Origin of the sequence: Streptomyces sp. NPDC048270 (assembly GCF_040652335.1) — a bacterium.
Lineage (GTDB): Bacteria > Actinomycetota > Actinomycetes > Streptomycetales > Streptomycetaceae > Streptomyces.
The window spans coordinates 48035-69666 of the sequence record NZ_JBEZLV010000023.1 but is presented as its reverse complement, the minus strand read 5'-3'; the positions used below and the strand labels follow the sequence as shown (position 1 = coordinate 69666).

Genomic DNA, 21632 nt, shown 5'->3' with positions numbered 1-21632 from the left:
CGGTCAGTTTCCGGAAGTCGTGGAGGCCGCAGGCGTCACCGGGGCCGCGGGGGACACGCAGGACAGGGAGGTCGCGGAGTCCAGGGGTCCCGCGGGCGGGCCGGCCGGCCGGGACGGCTCCAGGACGAGCCGCAGTTCCTGGAGCCCCCGGAACGCCGGCATCGGGCCCTTGAGCCAGGCCCCCTTGCCCGCCTCCGCGTCCGCGAGTTCCATCTCCGGGAACTCCCGCAGCAGGCAGGCGAGGGCGATCTCGAGTTCGAGCCGCGCCAGGGGCGCGCCCAGGCAGTAGTGCGTCCCGTGGCCGAAGCCCAGGTGCGTGCTCTGGAGCCCCTCGCGCGTCACGTCCAGGACGTCGGGCGAGTCGAACTTCCCGGGATCGCGGTTGGCCGAGGTGATGGCGATCTGGACGAGGGAGCCCTTGGGGATCACCGTTCCCCGGACCTCCGCGTCCTGCGTCGCGTACCGGAAGGTCGACGACTCCACGGATCCCTCGAACCGGAGGAGCTCCTCCACCGCCCGCGGAATCAGGAGCGGGTCCTTGCGGAGCTTTCGCAACTGCTCCGGACGGAGCAGCAGGTTCAGCACCGAGTTCCCGATCTGGAACGCGGTCGTCTTGTGGCCGGCGAAGAAGAGGACCCACAGCGACGAGATCAGTTCGGCATCGTCCAGCTCCTCCTCCGCACGGATCAGGTCGCTGAGGAACGAATCCGAGGGATGCGCGCGGGTGTGCGCGATGAGCCGGGCCAGCCGGTCCCGCAGCCACTCCTCGGCGGCCTGCAGCTCCGCCCCCATCCGGGGGTCGAACCGGGCGCGCGACACCACCGCGAAGTGGGAGAGGATCTCGGGGCGGTCCCCCTCGGGGATCCCCATGAGGTCGCACAGGACCGCGATGGGCAGCGGGAAGGCGAACGACGACATCAGGTCGACCGCCTCGGTCTTGCCGCACGCGGCGAGGAGGCCCTCGGCGATCGCGGTGACCTTCGGCCTCATCTCCTCCACCCGCCGGGGGGTGAAGCCGCTGCGCAGGACCCGGCGCAGCCGCGTGTGCCGGGGCGGGTCCGAGTTCAGGACGTTGTCGTCGAGCGCGTCGAAGAAGCTGCCGTACACGGCGTGGTAGGTGTCGATCGCCCCGCGCATGTCCTTGCTGAAACGCGGGTCCGACAGGGCGTCCCGGGCGTCCTCGTAGCGGGTGATGAGATAGGTGTCGACCCCGTGCGCGGGCGTCAGCCGGCACACCGGGGCCTGCTCGCGCAGTGCGGCGTAGACGGGATGGGGGCACGCCCGGTACTCGGGCGCGCCCCTGGACACGGCCGACACGAGGTCGTGCAGCGCACCGTGGTCGTCCGGTGCCGCGTGGTCCTGCGTCATGTTCCGCACCCTCCGTGCCACTCGACTTCTGCGGACACACGGGTTCCCTGTGGGAGTCGGACGCGAAACCACCGTTGGCTCGATGGGGTGAGCCGTTCGCGGCCCGCCGGGGGCTGTCCGCCACGGCCCGCCGTCACCCGGGCGGCGGTCAGCCGACCTGTCGCACGGTGTGGCGGGCAGCAGGCAGGCGGGACAGGCTGCTGGTGACGCCAGCCCGTCCCAAGGAGTCCGAACATGGCCCGAAGCCTCACCCCGGTCCTCACGATCGCCGCCTCGCTGACCCTGGCGCTCGCCGCCGCTCCGGCGGCGGGAGCCGACGCCGGCAAGGGCGCGGCCGCCCGCGCGATCACGTACGAGGCGACCGCCAGGTTCCAGCACCACGCCAACGCGGTGAAGGCGGGCTACGTGCCGGACAAGTACTGCGTCGTCAACAAGGAGGGCCCGGGGGCGCTCGGCTACCCAAACTTCAACCACACGCTGGACAACTCCGTCGACCCGGCGAAGCCCGCCGCGCTGTTCTACGAGGACGACGGGCGCGGCGGCAAGCGCCTGGTGGGGGTCCAGTGGCTGGTCTACGACCGGGACCAGAACCCGGCGACGGACGACGACCGGCCCAGCCTGTTCGGCAGAGCCTTCGAGGGACCGCAGCGCGGCCACTTCCCCGGCCAGCCGGTGCACTACGCGCTGCACCTGTGGCTGTGGAAGAAGAACCCCCTGGGCGCCTTCGAGACGTACAACCCGGCGGTGACCTGCCGGCCCGGCACCACCCGCCCGCCCAAATAGCCCGCCGGCACACCGGCGCGGCACGGGCACCCGGCGCACGGGCACCCCGGCGGCACGGGCACACCGGCGCCGCCGGCACACCGGGGCAGGCCCGTGCGGGCCCGCCCCGGTACGCCGCGACGCGGGTCTCAGGCCGAGACGGGCGAGCTGTCCCGGCGGACCGCGTCGAGCAGGAGGTTCGCGGCCACCGTCGTCCCGTCGGTGCGGATCGAGGCGGCCACGGCCCCGGCCCGGGCGCGGGTCTCGGGGGCCAGCGCGGTCCTGAGCGCGGCCGACAGGGACGCGACGGTCGGAGTCGGACCGTCGTGTGCCGCCCCGATGCCCAGCTCGGCCACCCGGCGGGCCCAGTACGGCTGGTCCACGATCTGGGGCACCAGCACCTGGGGCGCGCCCGCCCGGGCGGCCGTCGTCGTCGTGCCCGCGCCGCCGTGGTGCACCACGGCGGCCACCCGGCCGAACAGCGCCTGCTGGTTGACCTCGCCCACGGCGAAGCAGTCGTCCCGGCCGTCGGTGAGGGCCAGCTCCGCCCAGCCGCGCCCGACGAGTACGCGCCGGCCCTGTGCGCGGACCGCTTCGACGGCCACCCGGGCGATGTCCGGAGACGTGCGCATCGGCATACTGCCGAAGCCCACGTACACCGGCGCCGGACCCGAGTCCAGGAACGCCGCCAGCTTGGCCGGCAGCGGGCGCTCGTCCGGCAGGATCCACGCGCCGGTCTGGACGACGTCGAGATCGGTCATCGCCTGCCACGGGCCCAGGACCGGGTCCGCCGCCAGCCACGGCCGGGCGGTGAAGACGTGGTCGCGGACATCGTCCACCGGCGGCAGGCCGATCGACGCCCGGTGGGAGTTGAGCGGCTCCGCGTACAGCGCGTTCACGCGCTCGGCGTCCAGGTCCCACAGCGCCCGGTTGTCGGTCACCTCCGGCGGCGACGGCCGGCCGGGCCGCAGCGACGGCCGGTAGTGCGGCGACGGCAGTTCGAAGGGGTGGAAGCAGGCGTACACGTAGCGGATGCCCAGCTTCTCGGCCACCGACCGCACACCGGCGGGTATCAGGCCGGACGCCACCACCACGTCACAGCCCTCGGCCGCGGCGGCGATCGTGCCGAAGTGCGCGGCGACCAGCTCGGCCGCACGCTGCGGCGCGCCCCCCGCCGGCGGAGCCGCCGCCCCGGTCACCAGCGCCCGCACCGACGGCCCGAACGGCACCAGTTCCACCCCGGCGCCGGCCAGCAGCCTCGCGAACTCCTCGTCCGGCGGCGCGCACACCCTTACGTCGACGCCGAGTTCACGTAACCGCACCGCGAGTCCCACCAGTGGTTCGACATCGCCACGCGACCCGTAGGTAGACAACAACACGCGCATTTCCGGGACTCCCATTTCTGCAGGTACTGGCCTTCGGCCTCGGCCAGTGATTCTGCAACACGCCCCGGGCGGGCGGCGGGTCAGACCGCCTTGAGGGCGGCCGCGCCGAAGGAGACGTCGAATCGGTCGCACCAGACGGAGACGCTGGAGTACTCGGCCAGGTCCAGCGCGGCCGGGATCTCGTAGTTCTGGTCGCCCTTGTTGCCCTTGAGCTTGCCGAGGCTCACGTGCTTGCCGTCGTCGAACACCTGCCACCCCGCGGTGCCCTCCTTCACCGGCGCGTCGGTGATCAACACGCGCAGGTCGGGGCCGTTGCTCGTGTCGAGGTCCTCCAGCCGGAGGGTGTGGGAGCCGTCGGGGAGCCGGATCAGCTTCACGGTGCCCGTGGTCGCGTGCTCGTGGCTGATGAACGTGCCCTCGGCCACGGTCCTCGGCGCCGCCGAGGTGGGGGAGGGACCGGCCGGCGCCGCCGCCGGGAGCGCCTCGCGGACGGTGTCGTCCTGCCACAGCTTCCACGGCTGGAACCAGTACAGGCCGGCGCCCATCGCCAGCGTCGCGAGGACCAGGATCCCGGCGAGCCTCCGGCCGCCCCACTTCTTCGTTGCCACTGCCTGTCCTCTCCACACGGAACCGTTCCCCCGCATTCAAGGGCACCCGCACCGCCGGGACCAGGCCTTTCCCGATGACGAAAGTCTTACGGCGCTCCCGGCGCTCCCGGTGCTCCCGGCGCTCTTGGGCCGCTCCCGGCGCGCAGGGGCCGCGGCATCCCGCACCCGTGCGGCGATACTGGCGCCATGCCGAAGACCCCGCCGCGGTCCGCGCACCCGGAACCCATAACGGCGGATCCGCCGCACCCGGCGGACCGTCCGCTGCTCACCCAGTCCTGGCTGGACCTGGCCTTCCTGCACTGGGCCGTCGACCCCGCCGACGTCGCCCCGCTGCTCCCGCCCGGCACCGTGCCCGACACGCTGGACGGGGTCACGTACGTCGGCCTCGTCGCCTTCCGCATGCACAAGGTCGGATGGTTCCACCTCCCCGGAGTCCCCTACCTCGGCAGCTTCCCCGAGACCAACGTCCGCCTCTACTCCGTGGACGCGCACGGCCGCCGCGGCGTGGTCTTCCGCTCGCTCGACGCCGCCCGCCTGATTCCCGTGGCCGTCGCGCGGTCCGTGTTCCGCCTCCCGTACGCCTGGTCGCGCATGGCGGTCCGCCACGACGGGGACACCGTGACGTACACCAGCACCCGGCGCCTGCCCGGGCCCCGGGGCGCGCACTGCAGGGTCTCCGTGCGCGTCGGCGAGCGGATCGGGCACCCCACGGCGCTCGAACACTTCCTCACCGCCCGCTGGGGCATGCACAGCACCTTCTTCGGACGGCCGCTCTACCTCCCGAACACCCACCCCCGGTGGCCCCTGCACCGCGCCGAACTCCTCGACTGCGACGAAAACCTGGTCGCGGCCGCGGGCCTGCCCGCCCCGGCCGGCCCGCCGGCGAGCGTCCTCTACTCGCCCGGCGTCCCCGTCCGCTTCGGCCCCCCACCCCGCCGCCCCGGCGGCCTCCCCACCCCGTGACCCCCTCGGCCTGACCGGTGGGTGCCCGCTGAGCTGCGCATTTAATGGGTAGGGCGGGCTCGCACACGTGCTCTAGGGTCTGCTTGTCCATCAGACAACAGGAGTGTGCATGTCCGTAAGAAATGCGGCCGCGCTTGCGCTGGCCGGCGCGCTGGCCGCTTCGGCGGTCGTCGCGCTGGCACCGGCAGCAGCCGCGTCAGGGCCGACGGCGAGCGTCACGAACGCGGGGGAGACGTTCGGCGGCGCGAAGGCCTGGACCCAGGTTTCCAAGAAGTCTCCGAACCGCACGGCCTGGAAGTCCGCGGAGGCTCTGCGGACCGGCAGCGAGGGTCGGGCCGAGGGCCTGCACCGCTCCTTCATCCGGCTCGACACCAGCGGCGTCAAGGGCGCTCCGGTCGCTCAGGCGACCTTGCGCATCCGCAACACCGGCTCCGGATCCTGCACCGCCACCCCGGTGGAGCTGTGGAGCACCGGCGCGATCTCGGCGAACACCACGTGGAACACGCAGCCCGCCCAGGGCATCAAGCTGGCCACGGTCACGGCAGCCAAGGGCCGCCCCGGCTGTGCGGCGGGCAACCTGGAGTTCGACGCCACGGCCCTGGTGAAGGAGGCCGCGGCGAAGCATCAGGCCGAGGTCACGATCGGCCTGTACGCCTCCGACGAAACCGACCCGACGGCGTGGAAGCGCTTCGACGCCCGCACCGCGGTGCTGGAGACCAGGACCGAGGCCGCGCCCACGGTCTCGGACCCGGGCACCTCCCCGGCCACCGCGTGCACCGGCGGACTGGTCGGAAACACCCCGCTGAGCCTTTTCGCCACGGTCGACAGCCCGGAGGCGGGCAACCTCACCGCGGAGTTCCAGGTCTTCCGCCCGGGCCAGAGCGCCCCGCTGCTGACCCAGGCGATCCCGGCCCTCAAGGGCAAGGCCGCGACCTGGTCGATTCCCGACGCGGACCTGCCCACCGGGGACTACACCTGGAACGTCCGTGGTGTGAACGCCGCAGGACAGACCTCCGCCTGGTCCCAGACCTGCGCGTTCTCCGTAGACCGGACGCGGCCGCAGGCACCGCCGGTGATCAGCTCGGTCCAGTTCCCCGATGCGTCGAACGGGGTGCCCGCGCAGACCGGCAACGCCCGTACGCCCGGCACCTTCACCTTCGCCGCCGGCGGAGTCGAAGTCGTCTCCGAGATCGTCTACTGGACGGACTGGGACTCCCGCCGGGTGTCGGTGGCGCCGGGCGCCGCCGTGACGCTCGTTCCGCCGACCGCGGGCCCGCACACGGTCCGGGCGCAGAGCCTGGACAAGGCAGGCAACGTGTCCGACACCGCCACGTACTCCTTCTTCGCCAAGGGCAGCCCGGCTCCGGACGCCTCCGGCGACCTGAACGGTGACGGGCACCGCGACCTCTGGACCGTGGACCCCGCGAACCGCCTCCAGTTCCGCGCCGGCAAGGGCGACGGCACCTTCGCCGCCCCGGTGGACGGCGGTCTCACCCTCGCTGCCGGCGCGCAGGCCGTCGCCAGCGGTGACTGGACCGGCGACGGCTACAACGACCTGGTGGTGCTGGAACACAACGACGTCACGCGGACCAAGATGCTGTGGACGTACACCAATGACGGGCTGGGGAAGGTCACGGAGGCCAGCCGGTCCTCCCTGACGGTCACCTGCCCGGTGCAGGACCCGGAGCAGGGCTGCGAGACCGCCGACGACCACTGGTTCAACGCCCAGCAGATCGCCGCCGCAGGCGATGTCGACGGTGACGGCGGGCCGGACCTGCTCGTCAGGCAGGGCTCGGAACTCTGGCTGTACTACGGCGGTTTCCCGTACCTGGACAACACCCCTCCCGTCCTGGTCGGCGGGACCGGCTGGGACTCGGTCACCGTCGTCGCCCCCGGCGACGTAAACGGTGACGGCGCGGCCGACCTCTGGCTGCGCGAGGACGCCACGGGTGACGTCTTCGCCGTCGCGGGGGCCAAGGGCGCCGACGGCAAGCTCGTACCCGCCAGTTGGAGCGCCGCCCGGACCAAGATCGCCTCGGGAATCGCCAGTGCGGCCCACCCGGTCCTCGGCTCGACCGGCGACCTCACGGGCGACGGCCTGACGGACCTGTGGTCCGTCGCCGCCGACGGCCGGCCCGTGCTGTTCCGCGGTACGGCCAGCGGCATCGACGCCACCCCGGTGGTCCTCGGCTGACCGTCGACGGACAGGTGGAAGGGCCCTCGGCCGCCGCGGCGACCGGGGGCCCTTCCCCGCGCGGCGGTCTGCCGCTCGGGCAACCCGCCGACACCGGGCCGGGCTTGGTGCCGTGGGCGGCATACTCGACGCATGTCCACGCCAAGACGATCCCTTTTCCTCCAGGCCTTCAGGATGCCGGCGGTGGTCCTCGCCCTCGCCGGCTTCGCCCTGGTCCTCTACGAGGCGATGCGGGGGGTGGGGTATCCGGGCTGGGTGTACCCGGCGGCGATCGCCGTCATGCTGGTCGTCCTCGGGGCGGAGTGGCTCCTGCGCGGTTCCGCGGTGCCGGGCCGGCAGGGTGGGGGTTCGGCCGGGCGGACAACCGGTGGGCGACCTGCGGCTGTGGGCCGGATGGACGTGCAACTGATCGTCGTGTTCGCGCTCTTGGCGTGGTTCGCGATGCGCAACGTCCTCGATGGCTACGAGAGCAGCGGCCGCCTCGGTCCGCAGGACGCGCCCGACCTCCTCGTGGCCGGAGGTGCGCTCTCGGCGTTCCTGACGGCCGTGAGCCTGGCGGTGTCGCGGGTGCTGCGCGCCGAGGGCGCCCAGCGCCACGCGAGGGGGCAGGGGGCGCAGGCCGAGTACGAGGGCCAGGCGGCGGCGATCCGGGCCGAGGCGGAGGGCAGGGCGGCGCAGGTCACCGCGGAGTACGAGGGCCGGGCCGCCCTGATGAGGGCCGAGGCCGAGCGCCTGAGGGCCGAGGCGGAGTACCTGCGCGCGGAGAAGGGCCTCGAACCCCTTCCGGGACCAGGCCCCGATCCGGCGGGACCGCCGGCCGTCGAGCCCGGGCCGGGTCCCCACGGGTCACCCGGCGCGGGACCGCCCGCGCCCCCTCGCGAGCCGGGTGACGACGGAACGCCCTGAAGCGCACGTCGGACCGCGCCGGCCACGCCTGACCGTGGCCGCCTTCACCAGCGGCGGCCCCTGCGGCCGGGACCTGCCCGTACCTCGGTCACACCGAGGCCTCCCGCACCCGCTCCGAAGGCGGACCGGCGGCCCGGTGGATGGGGCGGCGGGATCCGGTCAGCGGCAGGCCGGTGCCGCCGCGCCGGGCCGCGACGATCTCGGCGGCGATCGACAGGGCCGTCTCCTCGGGCGTACGGGCGCCCAGGTCGAGGCCGATCGGTGACCTCAGCCCGGCCAGTTCGCGCTCGCCGAGGCCGGCTTCGCGCAGCCGCCGGTCGCGGTCCGCGTGGGTGCGGCGCGAGCCCATCGCGCCGACGTACGCGACCCGCATGCGCAGGGCCGCCTCGAGGAGCGGCACGTCGAACTTGGTGTCATGGGTGAGCACGCACAGGACCGTCCGCTCGTCGGTGGCCGTGCGCCGCAGGTAGCGGTGGGGCCAGTCGACCACGACCTCGTCCGCCTCGGGGAAGCGGGCACGCGTGGCGAAGACGGGCCGGGCATCGCAGACGGTCACGTGGAATCCCAGGAACCGGCCCGCGCGGACGAGTGCGGCGGCGAAGTCGATCGCGCCGAAGACGATCATGCGGGCCGGTGGTACGCGCACCTCGACGAGGAGTGTGAGCCCGCCGGGGCAGCCCGAGCCGTCCTCCGGGACCTCGACCGTGCCGGTGTGGCCGAGGTCCAGCATGGCCCCGGCCTCGGCCACCGCCCTCCGGTCGAGCGGCGTCCCGTCGTGGCCCGCCCCGTTGTGGGCCCTCACCTCGTGGGCCGTCCCGTCCCGCGCCGCCCCGCCCGCTGCCGGCCCGCCGCCGAGACCGCCGTCGTACGAGCCGTCCGGGCGGACCAGCAGCGACCGGCCCGGGAACCCGGCCGGCCCGCGTACCACCCGGACGAGCGCCGCCGGCCGGGCGCGGGCGGCCTCCGACACGGCCGCCGCGATCACCGGCCGGGCGGGGGCGTCGGCGCGGACCGGGGTCACCAGGACGTCGATGACCCCGCCGCAGGTGAGGCCGACCGCGAAGGCGTCCTCGTCGCTGTAGCCGAACCGTTCGAGGACCGTCGTGCCGTCGGCGAGCGCCTGGAGGCAGAGGTCGTACACCGCTCCCTCCACGCAGCCGCCGGAGACCGAGCCGATCACGGCGCCGCCCCCGTCGACGGCGAGGGCGGCGCCCGGGCCGCGCGGCGCGCTGCCGCTCGTCCCCACGACGGTGGCGACGGCGAAGTCCCGCCCCTCACCGATCCAGCGGTCCAACTCCACCGCGATGTCAAGCATGTTCGGGGCTGATCCCCGCGGACAGGACGCGGTCGGGCCGGATCGGCAGGTGGCGGTGGCGTACGCCGGTCGCGTGCCAGACGGCGTTGGCGACCGCCGCCGCGGCGCCCACGATGCCGAGCTCGCCGATGCCCTTGATGTTGATCGGGTCGTCCTCGTCCCGTTCGGCCGGCAGCCAGTCCGCCTCGATGTGCGGGACATCGGCGTGGGCCGCCACGTGGTAGCCGGCGAGGTCGGCGCCGACGTGGGCGCCCGAGGCCCGGTCCCGGACCGCCTCCTCGTGCAGGGCCATGGAGATGCCCCAGGTCATGCCGCCGACGAACTGGCCCCGTGCGGTCAGCGGATTGACGATCCGCCCCGCCGAGAAGATTCCGAGCATCCGGCGCACGCGGACCTCGCCGGTGCCGACGTCGACGGCCACCTCGGCGAACTGCGCGCCGTAGGAGTGCCGTTCCTTCGGCGGCAGGGCGACGATGGCGGCCGTGGAGTCGGCGCGGGCGGTGACGCCCTCCGGCGGGATGACGAGGCTGCCGGCGAGCCGCTCGCGCAGCTCCGCCACCGCCGCGGTGATCGCCCAGGCCCAGGAGCTGGTGCCCATGGAGCCGCCCGCGATCATCGCCGGCCCGAAGTCGCTGTCCCCGATCAGCACGCGGACGCGGTCCGGGGCCACCTCCAGGGCGTCCGCGGCGATCAGGGTGAGCGCGGTCCGGGCGCCGGTTCCGATGTCCGCCGCCGAGATCCGGATGGTGAAGGTGCCGTCCGCCTCGGCGGTCGCCGCCGCCGTGGAGGGGGCGGTCCCGGCGTGGTAGGAGGCGGACGCCGTGCCGGTGCCGAGCAGCCACCGGCCGTCGCGGCGCAGGCCGGGACGCGGATCGCGGTCGGCCCAGCCGAACCTGCGGGCCCCCTCCCGGAAGCAGGCGACCAGCGTGCGGCCGGCGAAGGGGAGTCCGGACACCGGACCCGCCCCGGGCTCGTTGCGGGCGCGCAGCTCGATCGGATCGACGCCGCACTTCGCGGCGAGCTCGTCGAGCGCCGACTCCAGGGCGAACGACCCCGGTGCGGCGCCCGGCGCGCGCATGAAGGTCGGGCTCGGCACGTCCAGCCGTACGATCCGGTGCGCGGTGTGATGGGCGTCGGCGTCGTACAGCACCCGGCCCGGCATGGCGCTCGGCTCGAGGTACTCGTGCACGGTGGAGGTGAGGTTCAGGGCGTCGTGGCCCAGTGCGCGCAGCCGCCCGTCGGCGTCGGCACCGAGCCTGATCCGCTGCGCCGTGGGGCTGCGGTAGCCGGCGAGGGAGAACATCTGGCGGCGGGTCAGGACCACCCGGACCGGGCGCTGCAGGACGGTCGCGGCCATCACGGCGGCCACCTGGTGGGCGCGCACGCTCTTGGAGCCGAAGCCGCCGCCGATGTGCTCGGAGCGCACCCGCACCGATGCCGGGTCGAGCGAGAACAGGCCGGCGAGTTCGCCCTGCACCCATACGGCGCCCTGGTTGGAGTCGACGACCTCGAGCCGGCCGGCCTCCCAGCGGGCCGTCGCGGCGTGCGGCTCCAGCGGGCTGTGGTGTTCCTCGGGCGTGGTGTAGCGGGCGTCCACGACGACGGCGGACCGGGCGAGTTCGGCCTCGAGGTCGCCCTTGGAGGTCTGTGCCGCGGCGTGCGGTTCGTCCGAGGCGGCGTACGTACCGGGCCGGTCGGCGTGGAAGTCGGTGTCGTGCGGCTCCTCGTCGTACTCCACCACGAGCGCCTCCGCCGCCTCCCTGGCCTGCTCGGAGGTCTCGGCGACCACCAGCGCCACGGGCCAGCCCGCGTGCGGTACGCGGTCGTGCTGGAACAGGGCGATGGAGACGTCGGGTCGCATCCCCATGAGACCCGGGTAGCCGGTCTCCAGCCGCGGGGCGTTCCCGTGGTGCAGCACCGTGAGGACGCCGGGCATGGCCAGGACGGCGTCCGTGTCCACCGAGCGGACGCGTCCGCGGGCCGTGGTGGACAACGCCAGCCATCCGTGGGCGAGTGCGGCGAAGGGGATCTCTCCCGCGTACCGTGCGGCCCCGGTGACCTTGTCGCGTCCCTCGACGCGGGTGTGCGCGGTGCCGACGGAGCCCTGCAAGGGGGTGACGGTGGTCATCGGGCGTCCTCCTCGGCGAGTTCGGTCAGTACGGCCACCATGAGGTTGCGCATCAGGGTCACCTTGTATCCGTTGTGGGGCAGCGGTCGCGCGGCGGCGAGCTCGGCGTCCGCGGCGGCCGCGAAGGTACGGGCGTCGGCCGGTGCGCCGGTCAGCACCCGCTCCGCCTCCCGGGCCCGCCACGGCCGCGAGGCGACGGCTCCCAGAGCCATGCGCACGTCGCGTACCACCCCTGCCTCCACTTCGAGCGCGGCGGCGACCGAGCCGATCGCGAAGGCGTACGAGGCGCGTTCGCGCACCTTGCGGTAGCGCGAGGTCGCGGCGACCGGGGCGGGCGGCAGGGTGACACCGGTGATCAGCGCGCCCGGCGGCAGGGCGGTCTCCCGGTGCGGGGTGCGGCCCACGGGGAGGAAGAAGTCGGCGAGCGGCAGCTCGCCGGGCCCGTCGGCGGTCTCGAACGACACGACCGCGTCGAAGGCGGTGAGGGCCACGCCCATGTCGGACGGGTGGACGGCCACGCAGTGGCCGGAGGCGCCCAGGATCGCGGCGTTGTGGTGCTCACCGGCGATGGCCGGGCAACCGCTGCCCGTAGAACGCTTGTTGCAGGGCTGGGTCACGTCGGCGAAGTAGCCGCAGCGGGTGCGCTGGAGCAGGTTTCCGCCGAGGGTGGCCATGTTGCGCAGCTGTCCGGAGGCGCCGGCGAGCACGGCCTGGGCCAGGGCGGGGTAGCGGCGGCGGACCTCGGGATGGGCGGCGAGGTCGCTGTTGGTGACGGTCGCGCCGATGCGCAGGCCGCCGCCCGCGGTCGGTTCGATGTGCTGGAGCGGCAGTTCGCGCACGTCGACGAGGTGCGCGGGACGTTCCACGCCGGTCTTCATCAGATCGACGAGGTTGGTGCCGCCGCCGAGCACGCGCGCGTCCGGGTCGGCTTCGAGCAGTGCGACCGCACCCGCGACGTCATGGGCGCGCTGGTAGCCGAACTCCCTCATGCCGCCGCCTCCTCGTCGGCCGCTGCCGCCCCGGCTCCGGCCGTGGCGGCCTGGGCCACCGCCTGCACGATCGACACGTACGCCCCGCACCGGCACAGGTTGCCGCTCATCCGCTCCCGGATCTCCTCGGCGGTCAGCGGCGGCGGCCCCGCTTCGGGCCGTACGTCCCCGGTGACCGCGCTCGGCCAGCCTGCGGCATGCTCCTGGATCACCGCGACGGCCGAACAGATCTGACCGGGTGTGCAGTAGCCGCACTGGAACCCGTCGAAGTCGAGGAACGCCTGCTGTACGGGGTGCAGCCGGTCGCCGTCGGCCATGCCCTCGATGGTGGTGATCTCGCGTCCCTCGGCCGCCACGGCGAGTTGGAGGCAGGAGACCGTCCGGCGGTCGTCGAGCAGGACGGTGCAGGCGCCGCACTGCCCCTGGTCGCAGCCCTTCTTGGTGCCGGTCAGGTCGAGTCGCTCGCGCAGGGCGTCGAGCAGGGTGGTGCGGTGGTCGACGGAGAGCGGGTATTTCTCGCCGTTGACGCTCAGGACGATGGCGCTGGACGTCGATGCGACCATGATCAGCCTTCTTTCGCGGATCCGGGGCACGCCGAGGCGGGACCCTGCGGGCGGTGAAGAGATGGCGCTGTACGTGGCGGTGCCGGCTCGGGAGAGGGCAGGATGCGGGGAACGGGGCGTCGGCCGCGCTCGCGGTGGCGGTCCCCGTCGGCCGCGTCCACGGCTAAGGTGGAATCAACCGGACAATTGTCCGTTACTCGAGAACGTACCGGACAGCTGTCCGGTTAGCAAGGCCGGGTCCGTCGGCGTACCCGCGAGGAGGACGAGTGCAGGAGAAGAGAAGCGCTCCCGTTCGCTCGGACGCGCAACGGAACCGCGAGCGCATCCTGGAAGTGGCACTGGCCGAGTTGACCTGCTCCGCCGACGTCCCGCTGAGCGCCATCGCCAAGAAGGCGGGCGTGGGCCAGGGCACCTTCTACCGCAACTTCCCCAACCGCGAATCCCTCGTCTTCGAGATCTTCCGCCACGAGATGCGGCAGGTCGCGGACTCCGCCGCCCACCTGGTCGCGACCCGGCCGCCGGACCAGGCCCTGCGGGAGTGGATGGACGGCCTCGCCCGGTTCGCGATGGCCAAGGCGGGCCTGGCGGACGCGATCCGCCAGGCGGCCAGCGCACCGGGCGGCCCCGCGAAGCCGGGACACGAGCCGCTCACCTCCGCGGCCGACCTGCTGCTGCGCGCCTGCGAGCAGGCCGGCGCCATCCGTCCCGGAGTGAGCGCGGACGACTTCATCCTCGCCATCGCGGGCCTCTGGCTGATCGACCCCCACGGAGACTGGCAGCCCCGCGCCACCTGGCTCCTCGACCTCGTCATGGACGGCCTGCGCGCGGGAGCGCCCGGCTAGTGCTGTGACCGCAAAGGTTCACCGGGTCGCGACGCCCGGCACGGCACCTCGCTGCGTTGTCGGACCGCGCACGTACGTCCAGTACGAGCCGTGGCCCTCCGCCTTGCGATGCACCGCACCGGACGCCGCGCCCCGGCAAACCTTTCCGGCCACAGCACTAGCGCCGGCGGGGCTCACGGAACGCCGCCGGGGAGCGGTCACGGAGGCGGGGGCCGAGGTCCGCGACGCGGGCCGGGGTCAGCCGTCCGGTGCCGCCGGCGCCGTCGGGAGGATCCGCCCGTCCGCGGATCATCCGCCGTCGGGGGTGGACTCCGTCGACTTCAGGGCTTCCTCCGACCGCTTCTGCATCTCCTCCGCGGGAACGTCCTCGACGTGCGTGGCGACGCTCCAGCGGTGGCCGAACGGGTCGAGGAACTGGCCGGTGCGGTCACCGTAGAACTCGTCCCTCACCGGCCGCAGTTCGGTGGCGCCCCGGGCGAGGGCCGCGGCGAAGACGGTGTCGACGTCCTCGACGTACACGTGCAGGGTGACGGGCGTGCCGCCCACCGACTTCGGCGAACGGAACCCCATCTCCGGGTACTCGTCAGCGAGCATGACGACCGAGTTGCCGAGCTCCAGCTCGGCGTGGCCGATCTTGCCTCCCGGCGCGGGCATCCTCATCAGCTCGCGTGCGCCGAGCACGGCGACGTAGAAGTCGATCGCGGCCGCGGCTCCGTCGGTACAGAGGTACGGAGTGACGCGCGGATATCCCTCGGGAACGGGCTGGACGGCCACCGGGCTCCCGCCTTTCCGGACAGTGACGGCCCCTTGCGACCGCCGCCTGCCCCACAGATATCCCGAAGCCTCGGCCCGGCCGCCCGCGCCGCGCGGCAGCCGGGCCGCGGTTGCCCCGAAGGGCCGGTCGGCCGTGCGCGGCACGCGGCCCGACGGGTCCGCGGCCGGCGCGCCGCCCGCTACCGGTATTCCACGGTCAGGGTCGCCCGCGCGTCCCTGTTGACGAAGAGGTACGCCGTGGCCGCCGGGTTCTGGTCGAACCGGAGGCGGACCTGGGTGCGCCCGGAGCGGTTGACCGCGGACAGGCCCGCCGCCGACAGGTCGCCGGAGGCCTTGCTCCCCGAGGCGAAGGCGCCGATGTCGGCGGCCCCGGCGGCGGTCGTGGCCGCGGCCCAGTCACCGGGCTCCACCGTGCAGCCGCCGAGGCAGCCCGTGTGGACGTCGACGAGGAGCCGGTTGCCGGCGGGCACGGCCCACGGGTCGCCGGAACCGCTGCTCCTCGTCAGGGTCACCCAGGCCCGGGTGATCTCCTTCCCGGCGGGGACGGCGCCGGTGTCGAAGGACAGGACGCTCCGGTTGGTCCGGCCGTCGGTGCCGCGCCCCAGCGCCAGCCCGTAGGTGTCCTCCAGGGTGCCGACCGCCGGCCCGGAGCCGTCGCCCGCCGCCTTGATGTAGCCGTCCTCGGCATCCAGGCTGGGCAGGGTGAGCCGGCCCGTGGGCGGCGGCGTCGGGCCGGCGCCGCCGAGGGCCTTGACCATGCCCATGATGGTCTCGATCTGCTTGCCGCCGTGCCGCGCGTACGCGGGGTCGCCGAGGTAGCCCCACCAGTTCCAGCAGCCGTTGGGGTTGTCGAGGGTCGTGGTCGGGACGGCCTGCGGGTACAGGACGATCAGGTCGTTGGTGTCGGCGTACTCGTTGAGATAGGCCTTGTCGATGAACCGGGTGCCGAAGCCCTGGTACGAGTAGCCCTGCTTGCAGCCGTGGAGCGTGACGACCACCTTGCAGGCCGCGCCGTTCGCGCAGCTCGTGGGGACGTAGACGAAGCCGTTCTCGTCCATGGAGATCGGCTTCGCGGCGCCGCCGGGCGCGTACCTGTTCTGGTCGAACCGGATCAGGCGTCCGCCCGGCGCGGCCGCGGGTGCGCTGACCGGGCCGAGGAGGTGCCCCAGGAACTCTCGCTCGGCGTCGAAACCGCAGTTGTTGAGCCACGGGCTGGCGGTGACCGTGCACGCGTTCGGCCCGAGCGGGGTGATCCAGGCATGGCCCGCGGCGGTGCTCTTGTTGTAGAGCACGTCGGCGCCGAAGTGCCGGTAGTAGTCGTCGAGCGCGGTGGACACGGGGCGTTCGACGGTCGAGTCGTTGGCGCCGCTGAAGACGTAGACCGGGTCGCCGCGCAGCCCGGCCGCGTCATCGATGACGCCCTGCGCCGACCAGTTCGTGGTGGTCTGCTTCAGGGCGGCGAGCTGGAGGTCCTGGTAGACCTCCATACAGGCGTTCAGGGCCTTGCCCAGGTCATTCTGCGCACAGTACTGAGGCCCCGAGGCGAAGGCGGCCGACCCGTCGAACGTGCCGGAATACGCCACGTGCAACTGGGTCGCCATGTACCCGCCGGACGACACGCCGGCGCTGTAGACACCGTCGACGCGGTACCGCTCGAGCGCGCCGGCCACGGGCTCGGCGGCTGCCGCGCCTGCTCCGGCCGCCGCCGGTCCCGATCCGCCGGCGAGCACGCCGACGCCGAGCAGCAGGGCCGCGGCGGCCCCGCCGAGCCTTCCGAGAACTGGATGCATGCACCCTCCACTGCCGTGAACAGCCCATTGGTCCGGATGGCTGCGACGATAGCCACGGGCCGCGGCGCGTACGCACGGTGGCGGCGACCACAACAGGCCGCACAGGTGTGGCGGTTGCCGCCCTGGACGCCCTCCGGCCGGGCGACTCGCACATCCGCATACCGGGCATTTCCTCCCGCCATTCGTCACCCTGGGTCTGGCTGACGCCATCGGAGAGCTCCCTCTCTCCCACCCGCCCCCGACCGAAGGCGCCCACGATGACCGTGACCCCGTCCTATCCCGGCCCCCGCACGACGGCCGCAGCCACCACCCCCTTCGACGTGGGCCTGCCCGTGCTGCGCATCGTGCTCGGCGCGATCATGATCGTCCACGGAACGCAGAAGCTGTTCCGGTGGTTCGACGGGTTCGGCGTCAAGAGCACCGGCATGTTCTTCGCCAAGGCCGGCTACCCGGCGGGCGAGACCATGGCGGTGATCGCGGGCCTGACCGAGACGCTGGGCGGCCTGGGCCTGATCCTCGGCCTGTTCACCCCGCTGGCCGCCGCCGCCGTCGTCGGCATCATGATCAACGCCATCTCCGTCAAGTGGGTCGGCGCCGTGCTGGGCGTGGAGGGCGTCGAGTTCGAGTCCCTCATCGCCGCCGCGGCCGTCACCCTGGCCCTCACCGGCCCGGGCCGCTACGCCGTCGACAGCCTGCTGCCGGTCCTGCGCCACCACCGCGTCATCCACGGAGTCCTGGCCCTCCTGCTGGCCGTCGTCCTGGCGGTGGTGGTCCTGCTGCTGCGGGACTGACCCGGGGGTCCGTTCCCGCTCGGGGGAGCCCCCTGCCGTCGGCCCGGCCCCCGTGCGCGCCGGCCCGCGGGCGGTAGGCGCCGTACCGGGAACCCCGCAGCGGCCTGCCTCGTTCACCTGGGGTCCGCCGCCGCAGATCGGGAGCCTATGAGTACCGTGCCCGACACCCCGCCCCCCACCACCGTGCCCGCCCTCCCCCCGCTCACCGCCCAGGCGGAACGCCTGATCGGGCTCGGGGTGCACGAGCTCGCGGGGATGCCCGCCGACGAGCTGCGCGGGTTCGCCGAGGGTGCCGGCCGCGGGCACGGCGGCGCCCTGCTCGCCGTCCACCCGGACCGCGCCCCCGCTTCCGCCCTCGCACCGCTGCTGCGCCGCCAGGACAAGCCCGGCTTCGTCGTCTCCGACATGCCCGACGTCGACGGCTTCGCCCCCTGCGCCGTCGCACTGCCCGGGGCTCCCCTCTACCTCGTCACCGGCCTCGACCGGGGCGACCACATGGCCAACTGGAGTCCGTCCGAGGCGCTGCCCGCCCTCGCCGAAGCGGACCGCACCCCGCTGGTGCTCACCGAGGGCATCCACTGGCTGCTCCAGCAGCCGGCGGCGCTCGAGCGCAACCGCTGCTTCATGACCATCGGCTCCCGGCTCCGCAAGCCGAACGGCACCCTGGACGCCCGTACCCCGGCGATCTGGATCAGCAACGGCCTCGGGCGGGACGGCGGCGAGCGGCGCGACGCACCGAAGGTCGGCTGGTGCTGGTGGGGCAACCGCCACACCTGGCTGGGCTTCGCCTCCGCCACCGGCCGCGTGGACGAGGGGCGCTCCGGCCGGACCGGGTGAGGCCGCCCCCGGTTCCCCGCGCCGCTCAGGCGGTGGTGTCCGGGGCCGGGGCCGGCTTCGAGTGGAGGATCTCGCGCGCCTGGTCCGCGGCGCGGGCGATGCTCTCGGAGACGAAGTCGACGAACCGGGCGATGTTTTCGAGGCGGGCGGCGGCCGGACTGCCGGGGCCGAGCACGTCCACGCCCTGCCGGGCGATCTCCCCGAGGTGGGCGGTGGCGCGGGCGCCGGCCATCGTCGACTGGTAGAGCACGTCGTCGTCGACGACGTAGCGCTCGCGGCGGCGTTCGTCGCGCTCCCGCCGGATGAGGCCCTGGCCGTCGAGGAACGCGATCGCCTTGGAGACGGACGCCGGGCTGATCTGGAGGCGCGCGGCGAGTTCGGAGGCGGTGAGGCTGCCGGCGTCGGTGGTGTAGAGGCCGGCCAGCACCCGGGCCGTCATCCTGGGCAGGCCCGACTGCATGAAGACCGTGGCGAACACCTCCTCGTACTCGCGCACGGCCTCGGCGTCGCGTCCGTGGGCCTGCGGGGGCGTGTGGGGGTCCCGCGGGACGGGGCGCCTGCGCCGGTGGGCGCGCTGCCCGGTGGCGCGGTGGGCCAGGTCGGCGCGGTAGGACGTGGGGCCGCCGTTGCGCATCACCTCGCGCGTGACCGTCGAGGTGGGGCGGCCGAGACGCCTGGCGATCTCCGCGTAGGCGAGGTCGTCGGCCAGCCCCAGGGCGATCTGCTGGCGCTCCTGCTGGGTGAGCCTGCCTCCCGGCATCGGGGTCTCCTTCGCGGCCGCGGGTGGGTGAGGCCGCCAGCGTAGCGTTTATTCCGAGTTCATTGCAATGATCCGCGCCGGGATCGTTGCGTTGCGTTCACATCCCTTGCAACGAAAGAGGGCGTCTGCCTGTGATGTTGAAGGCCGAGCGCAACGATGGGGTGGTCGACTCACGAAAGGCAACGTAGCGTTTTTGATGCAGGAAACGAAGACCGCGAGGCGGCACCCGCGCCTCATACGTCGTACGACCTCAGCCACAGCTCCAGCGTCAGCACCAGCCACAGCTTGCCGCCCTGGCGGGGCAGGAGCGCGCCTCCGCCCTTCAGCCAGGTAAGGATCGTGTCCGGACGGAACAGTCCCCGATCCCGGGACCGGCTGCCGAGGAGGAGTTCGTGGCCGAGGTCGCGCAGCGGACCGGTCAGCCACTGCTGGACCGGCACCCGCATCCCGCTCTTGGGGCGGTCGACCACGGTGTCCGGCAGCAGGTCCCGTACGGCCTCCTTGAGGATCCACTTCTCGGCCGTCCCGCGCAGCTTGTACCCCGGCGGCGTGGCGAAGGCGTGATCGATGACCGACCGGTCGAAGAGCGGGGAGCGGCCCTCCACGCCCCGGGAGGAGGTGAGGCGCTCCACCTTCGTCAGGATGTGGTGCGCGCCCTTGGTCCGGAGGTTGCAGTGCAGCAGCCGGTTCAGGAGGTGCTCCATGGCGTACGGACCGCCGCCGCCCGCCCGCGGCAGCAGGTACGGCTCCACGTGCCGCTCCAGGCGCGGGGCGTCCCGCAGTGCCTCCAGGGCCGGCGCCGCCAGCAGGACCGGGAGGTCCGTCCAGCACTTGCGGTACGAGCGCAGGTACGCGGTCGCCCGGTCCTCGTCCCAGGGGGCGCCCGGCGTCCGGTGCATCTCCTGCACCAGCATCGGGAGGTTCTTGGGCCCGCCGAAGACGGGGTCGCCGCCCTCGCCGTTGAGGACCACGGAAGCACCGTCCGTGGCCGCGGCCTCGGCCAGCATCAGGTTCGGCACCGTCAGCGGGTCTCCGACCGGGCTGTCCAGCAGCGCCGCGGCCTCGGCCAGCCGCGCCGCGACCGCCGCCCCCGAGACGTTCAGGATCCGGTGCCGGGTGTGGCAGTGGGAGGCCACCAGACCGGAGTAGCCGAGCTCGTTCGGCAGGTCGTCGCCGAAGCTGATCGAGTACGTGTGCACGGGGTGCGAGTGGAGCTTCGCCGCCAGGGCCGTGACCAGGGAGCTGTCGATGCCGCCGGAGAGCAGCACCGCCGCAGGCTCCGCCACGGGCAGCCGGGCCGCCGTGGCCTGCTCCAACAGGGCGCGCAGGGCCAGGACATGGCCGGCGGGCCCGGCGGGGCCGGGGTCCTCGACGCGCTCCCGGGGCTCCCAGTGGACCGATTCGCCGACCCCGCCGTCGCGGGCCAGCCGCAGCACGCGTCCGGGCAGTACTTCGCGCACCCCGGTGAGAAGGGTCTCCTCGCCCGGCAGGTACGCGAAGGTGAGGAAGGAGCGCACCGCCGACAGGTTCACGGACGTGCCGAGCGCCGGCCAGCGGCGCAGCGTCCGGAGCGAGGTCGAGACGGCCCAGGCGCCTGCGGCCCGCGCGTAGAAGAGGGTGCGGGCGCCGACGTGGTCGCGGATCAGCACCAGGTCGGGGCCGTCCAGCACGGCGAGTACGAACATCCCCTCGGCGAGCGCCACTCCGGCCTCGCCCAGCAACGCCCAGCAGTGCAGCAGGAGTTCGGCGTCCGGGCAGTCGGGTGCCGGCGGCGGGGCAGCGGCCCGGGCCGCGAGGGCGGCGAGCAGCACCGGGCGGTTGTGGAGGGTGACCTCGCCGACCGCGGTGCGTCCGTGGGCCGTGAACGGGCCCGCGGCCCGCCCGGGTTCCCCGCTGAGGAGGCGCAGCGCGGCTCCCGGTACGTCCACGGGGACGGGCCCCGGCCCGGCGGCGCCCATCGCCTCCAGATGGGCGTGGGCCTGCCCGGTGGTGTCGGCCAGGCAGGCGGCGAAACGTGCCACGGACGGCTTCCCTTCCTCGTGCTCGCGTACTGCTCCGGGCCGGTGTTCCGCGCTCCGGCTCAGCCGAAGTCGTCGTCGCTCCAGGTGTCCACGTCGTCCCAGCCGGTCTCCCAGCTGTCGTCGCCCGAGTCCCCGTCCCCGCCGGCGTCCCCGCCCCCGCCGTCCCCGCCGGACCCCGACGAGGCCTGGCTCTGCTCCTGTTGGCGGCGCAGGGCCTCTTCCTCCTGCGGGGTCATGCTCAGCGGCGGCAGATGGGCGGCCGTGACGGCGAGGGCCGCCACCCCCAGTCCGGTGAGCAGCGCCCCCACCCGGCCGCCGAGGGAGCTCCGGTTGACGGTGACCCGCTCGCCGCGCGCCCAGACCGTGCGGCCGTACCCGATGTCCCGGGCGTAGGTGGCGGTGCCGTCGGCGAGGGTGCGCTTGACGACGCGGCCGCCGAGCAGCTCGTCGGTGCCCGAGCCGCCGCGGTTGTCGTGCCAGGTCACCAGGTGGGGGCGGCCGGGGCTACGGCTGCGCCACTCCTCGAGGCCGTCCTCGTACCTGCGGTGGACCGTGCCGTCGGCGAGGAGCTCGTCCGCGTAGCCGATCTCTTGGGGACGGATCATGGTGTGCGTACCTCGGGTGTTTGGAGGGGAT

General features: G+C 73.8%; 18 protein-coding genes and 2 pseudogenes. 7 read left to right on the top strand and 13 right to left on the bottom strand.

Annotation, left to right across the window (positions count from 1 at the left end; all coding sequences use genetic code 11):
- Positions 1-3: 3 nt before the first annotated feature.
- Complete coding sequence (locus tag AB0D66_RS21385) at positions 4-1368, bottom strand: cytochrome P450 (protein WP_362305608.1); 1365 nt, start codon at positions 1366-1368, stop codon at positions 4-6.
- A 234-nt stretch (positions 1369-1602) separates the two neighbouring features.
- Between AB0D66_RS21385 and AB0D66_RS21380 the strand changes: the two genes are divergently transcribed.
- Entirely contained in the window at positions 1603-2151 is a 549-nt protein-coding gene (locus AB0D66_RS21380; RefSeq protein ID WP_362305606.1) for a hypothetical protein, read from the top strand.
- Positions 2152-2279: 128 nt separating this feature from the next.
- Here AB0D66_RS21380 and AB0D66_RS21375 read toward each other — a convergent pair whose 3' ends face one another.
- A complete protein-coding gene (locus AB0D66_RS21375; RefSeq protein ID WP_362305603.1) occupies positions 2280-3515 on the bottom strand; it encodes a glycosyltransferase in 1236 nt (411 codons plus the stop codon).
- An 80-nt stretch (positions 3516-3595) separates the two neighbouring features.
- On the bottom strand, positions 3596-4060 hold the full coding sequence (locus AB0D66_RS21370) for a DM13 domain-containing protein (RefSeq protein WP_362305749.1): 465 nt from the start codon (positions 4058-4060) through the stop codon (positions 3596-3598).
- Positions 4061-4309: 249 nt separating this feature from the next.
- On the opposite strand from AB0D66_RS21370, the gene AB0D66_RS21365 reads away from it, so the two are divergent.
- The 3 genes from AB0D66_RS21365 (at position 4310) to AB0D66_RS21355 (ending at position 8186) form a co-directional block, all read left to right on the top strand.
- Positions 4310-5086, top strand: a complete 777-nt coding sequence (locus AB0D66_RS21365; RefSeq protein WP_362305600.1) for a DUF2071 domain-containing protein — start codon at positions 4310-4312, stop codon at positions 5084-5086.
- 109 nt (positions 5087-5195) lie between these two features.
- Positions 5196-7280, top strand: coding sequence for an FG-GAP-like repeat-containing protein (locus tag AB0D66_RS21360; protein ID WP_362305597.1), 2085 nt, complete (start codon positions 5196-5198; stop codon positions 7278-7280).
- Positions 7281-7412: 132 nt separating this feature from the next.
- The gene (locus tag AB0D66_RS21355; protein WP_362305594.1) at positions 7413-8186 is read left to right on the top strand and encodes a hypothetical protein; all 774 of its coding nucleotides are present in this window, start codon (positions 7413-7415) and stop codon (positions 8184-8186) included.
- An 88-nt stretch (positions 8187-8274) separates the two neighbouring features.
- Here AB0D66_RS21355 and AB0D66_RS21350 read toward each other — a convergent pair whose 3' ends face one another.
- Genes AB0D66_RS21350 through AB0D66_RS21335 form a run of 4 tightly spaced genes read right to left on the bottom strand, consistent with a single transcriptional unit; the run spans position 8275 to position 13181 of the window.
- Positions 8275-9501, bottom strand: coding sequence for an XdhC/CoxI family protein (locus AB0D66_RS21350; protein WP_362305591.1), 1227 nt, complete (start codon positions 9499-9501; stop codon positions 8275-8277).
- Positions 9494-11629, bottom strand: coding sequence for a xanthine dehydrogenase family protein molybdopterin-binding subunit (locus tag AB0D66_RS21345; RefSeq protein ID WP_362305588.1), 2136 nt, complete (start codon positions 11627-11629; stop codon positions 9494-9496). The genes AB0D66_RS21350 and AB0D66_RS21345 overlap by 8 nt, the downstream gene beginning before the upstream one ends.
- Complete coding sequence (locus tag AB0D66_RS21340; RefSeq protein WP_362305585.1) at positions 11626-12618, bottom strand: xanthine dehydrogenase family protein subunit M; 993 nt, start codon at positions 12616-12618, stop codon at positions 11626-11628. The genes AB0D66_RS21345 and AB0D66_RS21340 overlap by 4 nt, the downstream gene beginning before the upstream one ends.
- Positions 12615-13181, bottom strand: a complete 567-nt coding sequence (locus AB0D66_RS21335) for a 2Fe-2S iron-sulfur cluster-binding protein (protein ID WP_362305582.1) — start codon at positions 13179-13181, stop codon at positions 12615-12617. The genes AB0D66_RS21340 and AB0D66_RS21335 overlap by 4 nt, the downstream gene beginning before the upstream one ends.
- A 266-nt stretch (positions 13182-13447) precedes the next feature.
- On the opposite strand from AB0D66_RS21335, the gene AB0D66_RS21330 reads away from it, so the two are divergent.
- Entirely contained in the window at positions 13448-14023 is a 576-nt protein-coding gene (locus tag AB0D66_RS21330) for a TetR/AcrR family transcriptional regulator (RefSeq protein ID WP_362305579.1), read from the top strand.
- Positions 14024-14311: 288 nt separating this feature from the next.
- On the opposite strand, the gene AB0D66_RS21325 is transcribed toward AB0D66_RS21330, so the two are convergent.
- Entirely contained in the window at positions 14312-14797 is a 486-nt protein-coding gene (locus tag AB0D66_RS21325; RefSeq protein ID WP_362305576.1) for a VOC family protein, read from the bottom strand.
- Positions 14798-14976: 179 nt separating this feature from the next.
- Positions 14977-16587, bottom strand: coding sequence for a PHB depolymerase family esterase (locus AB0D66_RS21320; RefSeq protein WP_362305573.1), 1611 nt, complete (start codon positions 16585-16587; stop codon positions 14977-14979).
- A gap of 257 nt (positions 16588-16844) precedes the next feature.
- On the opposite strand from AB0D66_RS21320, the gene AB0D66_RS21315 reads away from it, so the two are divergent.
- Positions 16845-17378 (top strand): DoxX family protein, encoded by a 534-nt coding sequence (locus AB0D66_RS21315; RefSeq protein WP_362305570.1) that lies wholly within the window; start codon positions 16845-16847, stop codon positions 17376-17378.
- Between the two features lie 147 nt (positions 17379-17525).
- A complete protein-coding gene (locus AB0D66_RS21310) occupies positions 17526-18215 on the top strand; it encodes a DUF5701 family protein (RefSeq protein ID WP_362305567.1) in 690 nt (229 codons plus the stop codon).
- Positions 18216-18240: 25 nt separating this feature from the next.
- Here the strand turns inward: AB0D66_RS21310 and AB0D66_RS21305 are convergent.
- From AB0D66_RS21305 to AB0D66_RS21290, 4 genes and pseudogenes are all read right to left on the bottom strand, one after another.
- Positions 18241-18657, bottom strand: a pseudogene (locus AB0D66_RS21305) (MarR family transcriptional regulator); the annotation flags it as partial.
- 120 nt (positions 18658-18777) lie between these two features.
- Positions 18778-18975: pseudogene (locus AB0D66_RS21300) on the bottom strand (helix-turn-helix domain-containing protein); the annotation flags it as partial.
- A 233-nt stretch (positions 18976-19208) separates the two neighbouring features.
- On the bottom strand, positions 19209-20996 hold the full coding sequence (locus AB0D66_RS21295; protein ID WP_362305564.1) for an asparagine synthetase B family protein: 1788 nt from the start codon (positions 20994-20996) through the stop codon (positions 19209-19211).
- A gap of 59 nt (positions 20997-21055) precedes the next feature.
- The gene (locus AB0D66_RS21290; RefSeq protein WP_362305562.1) at positions 21056-21601 is read right to left on the bottom strand and encodes a hypothetical protein; all 546 of its coding nucleotides are present in this window, start codon (positions 21599-21601) and stop codon (positions 21056-21058) included.
- Between the last annotated feature and the right edge of the window lie 31 nt (positions 21602-21632).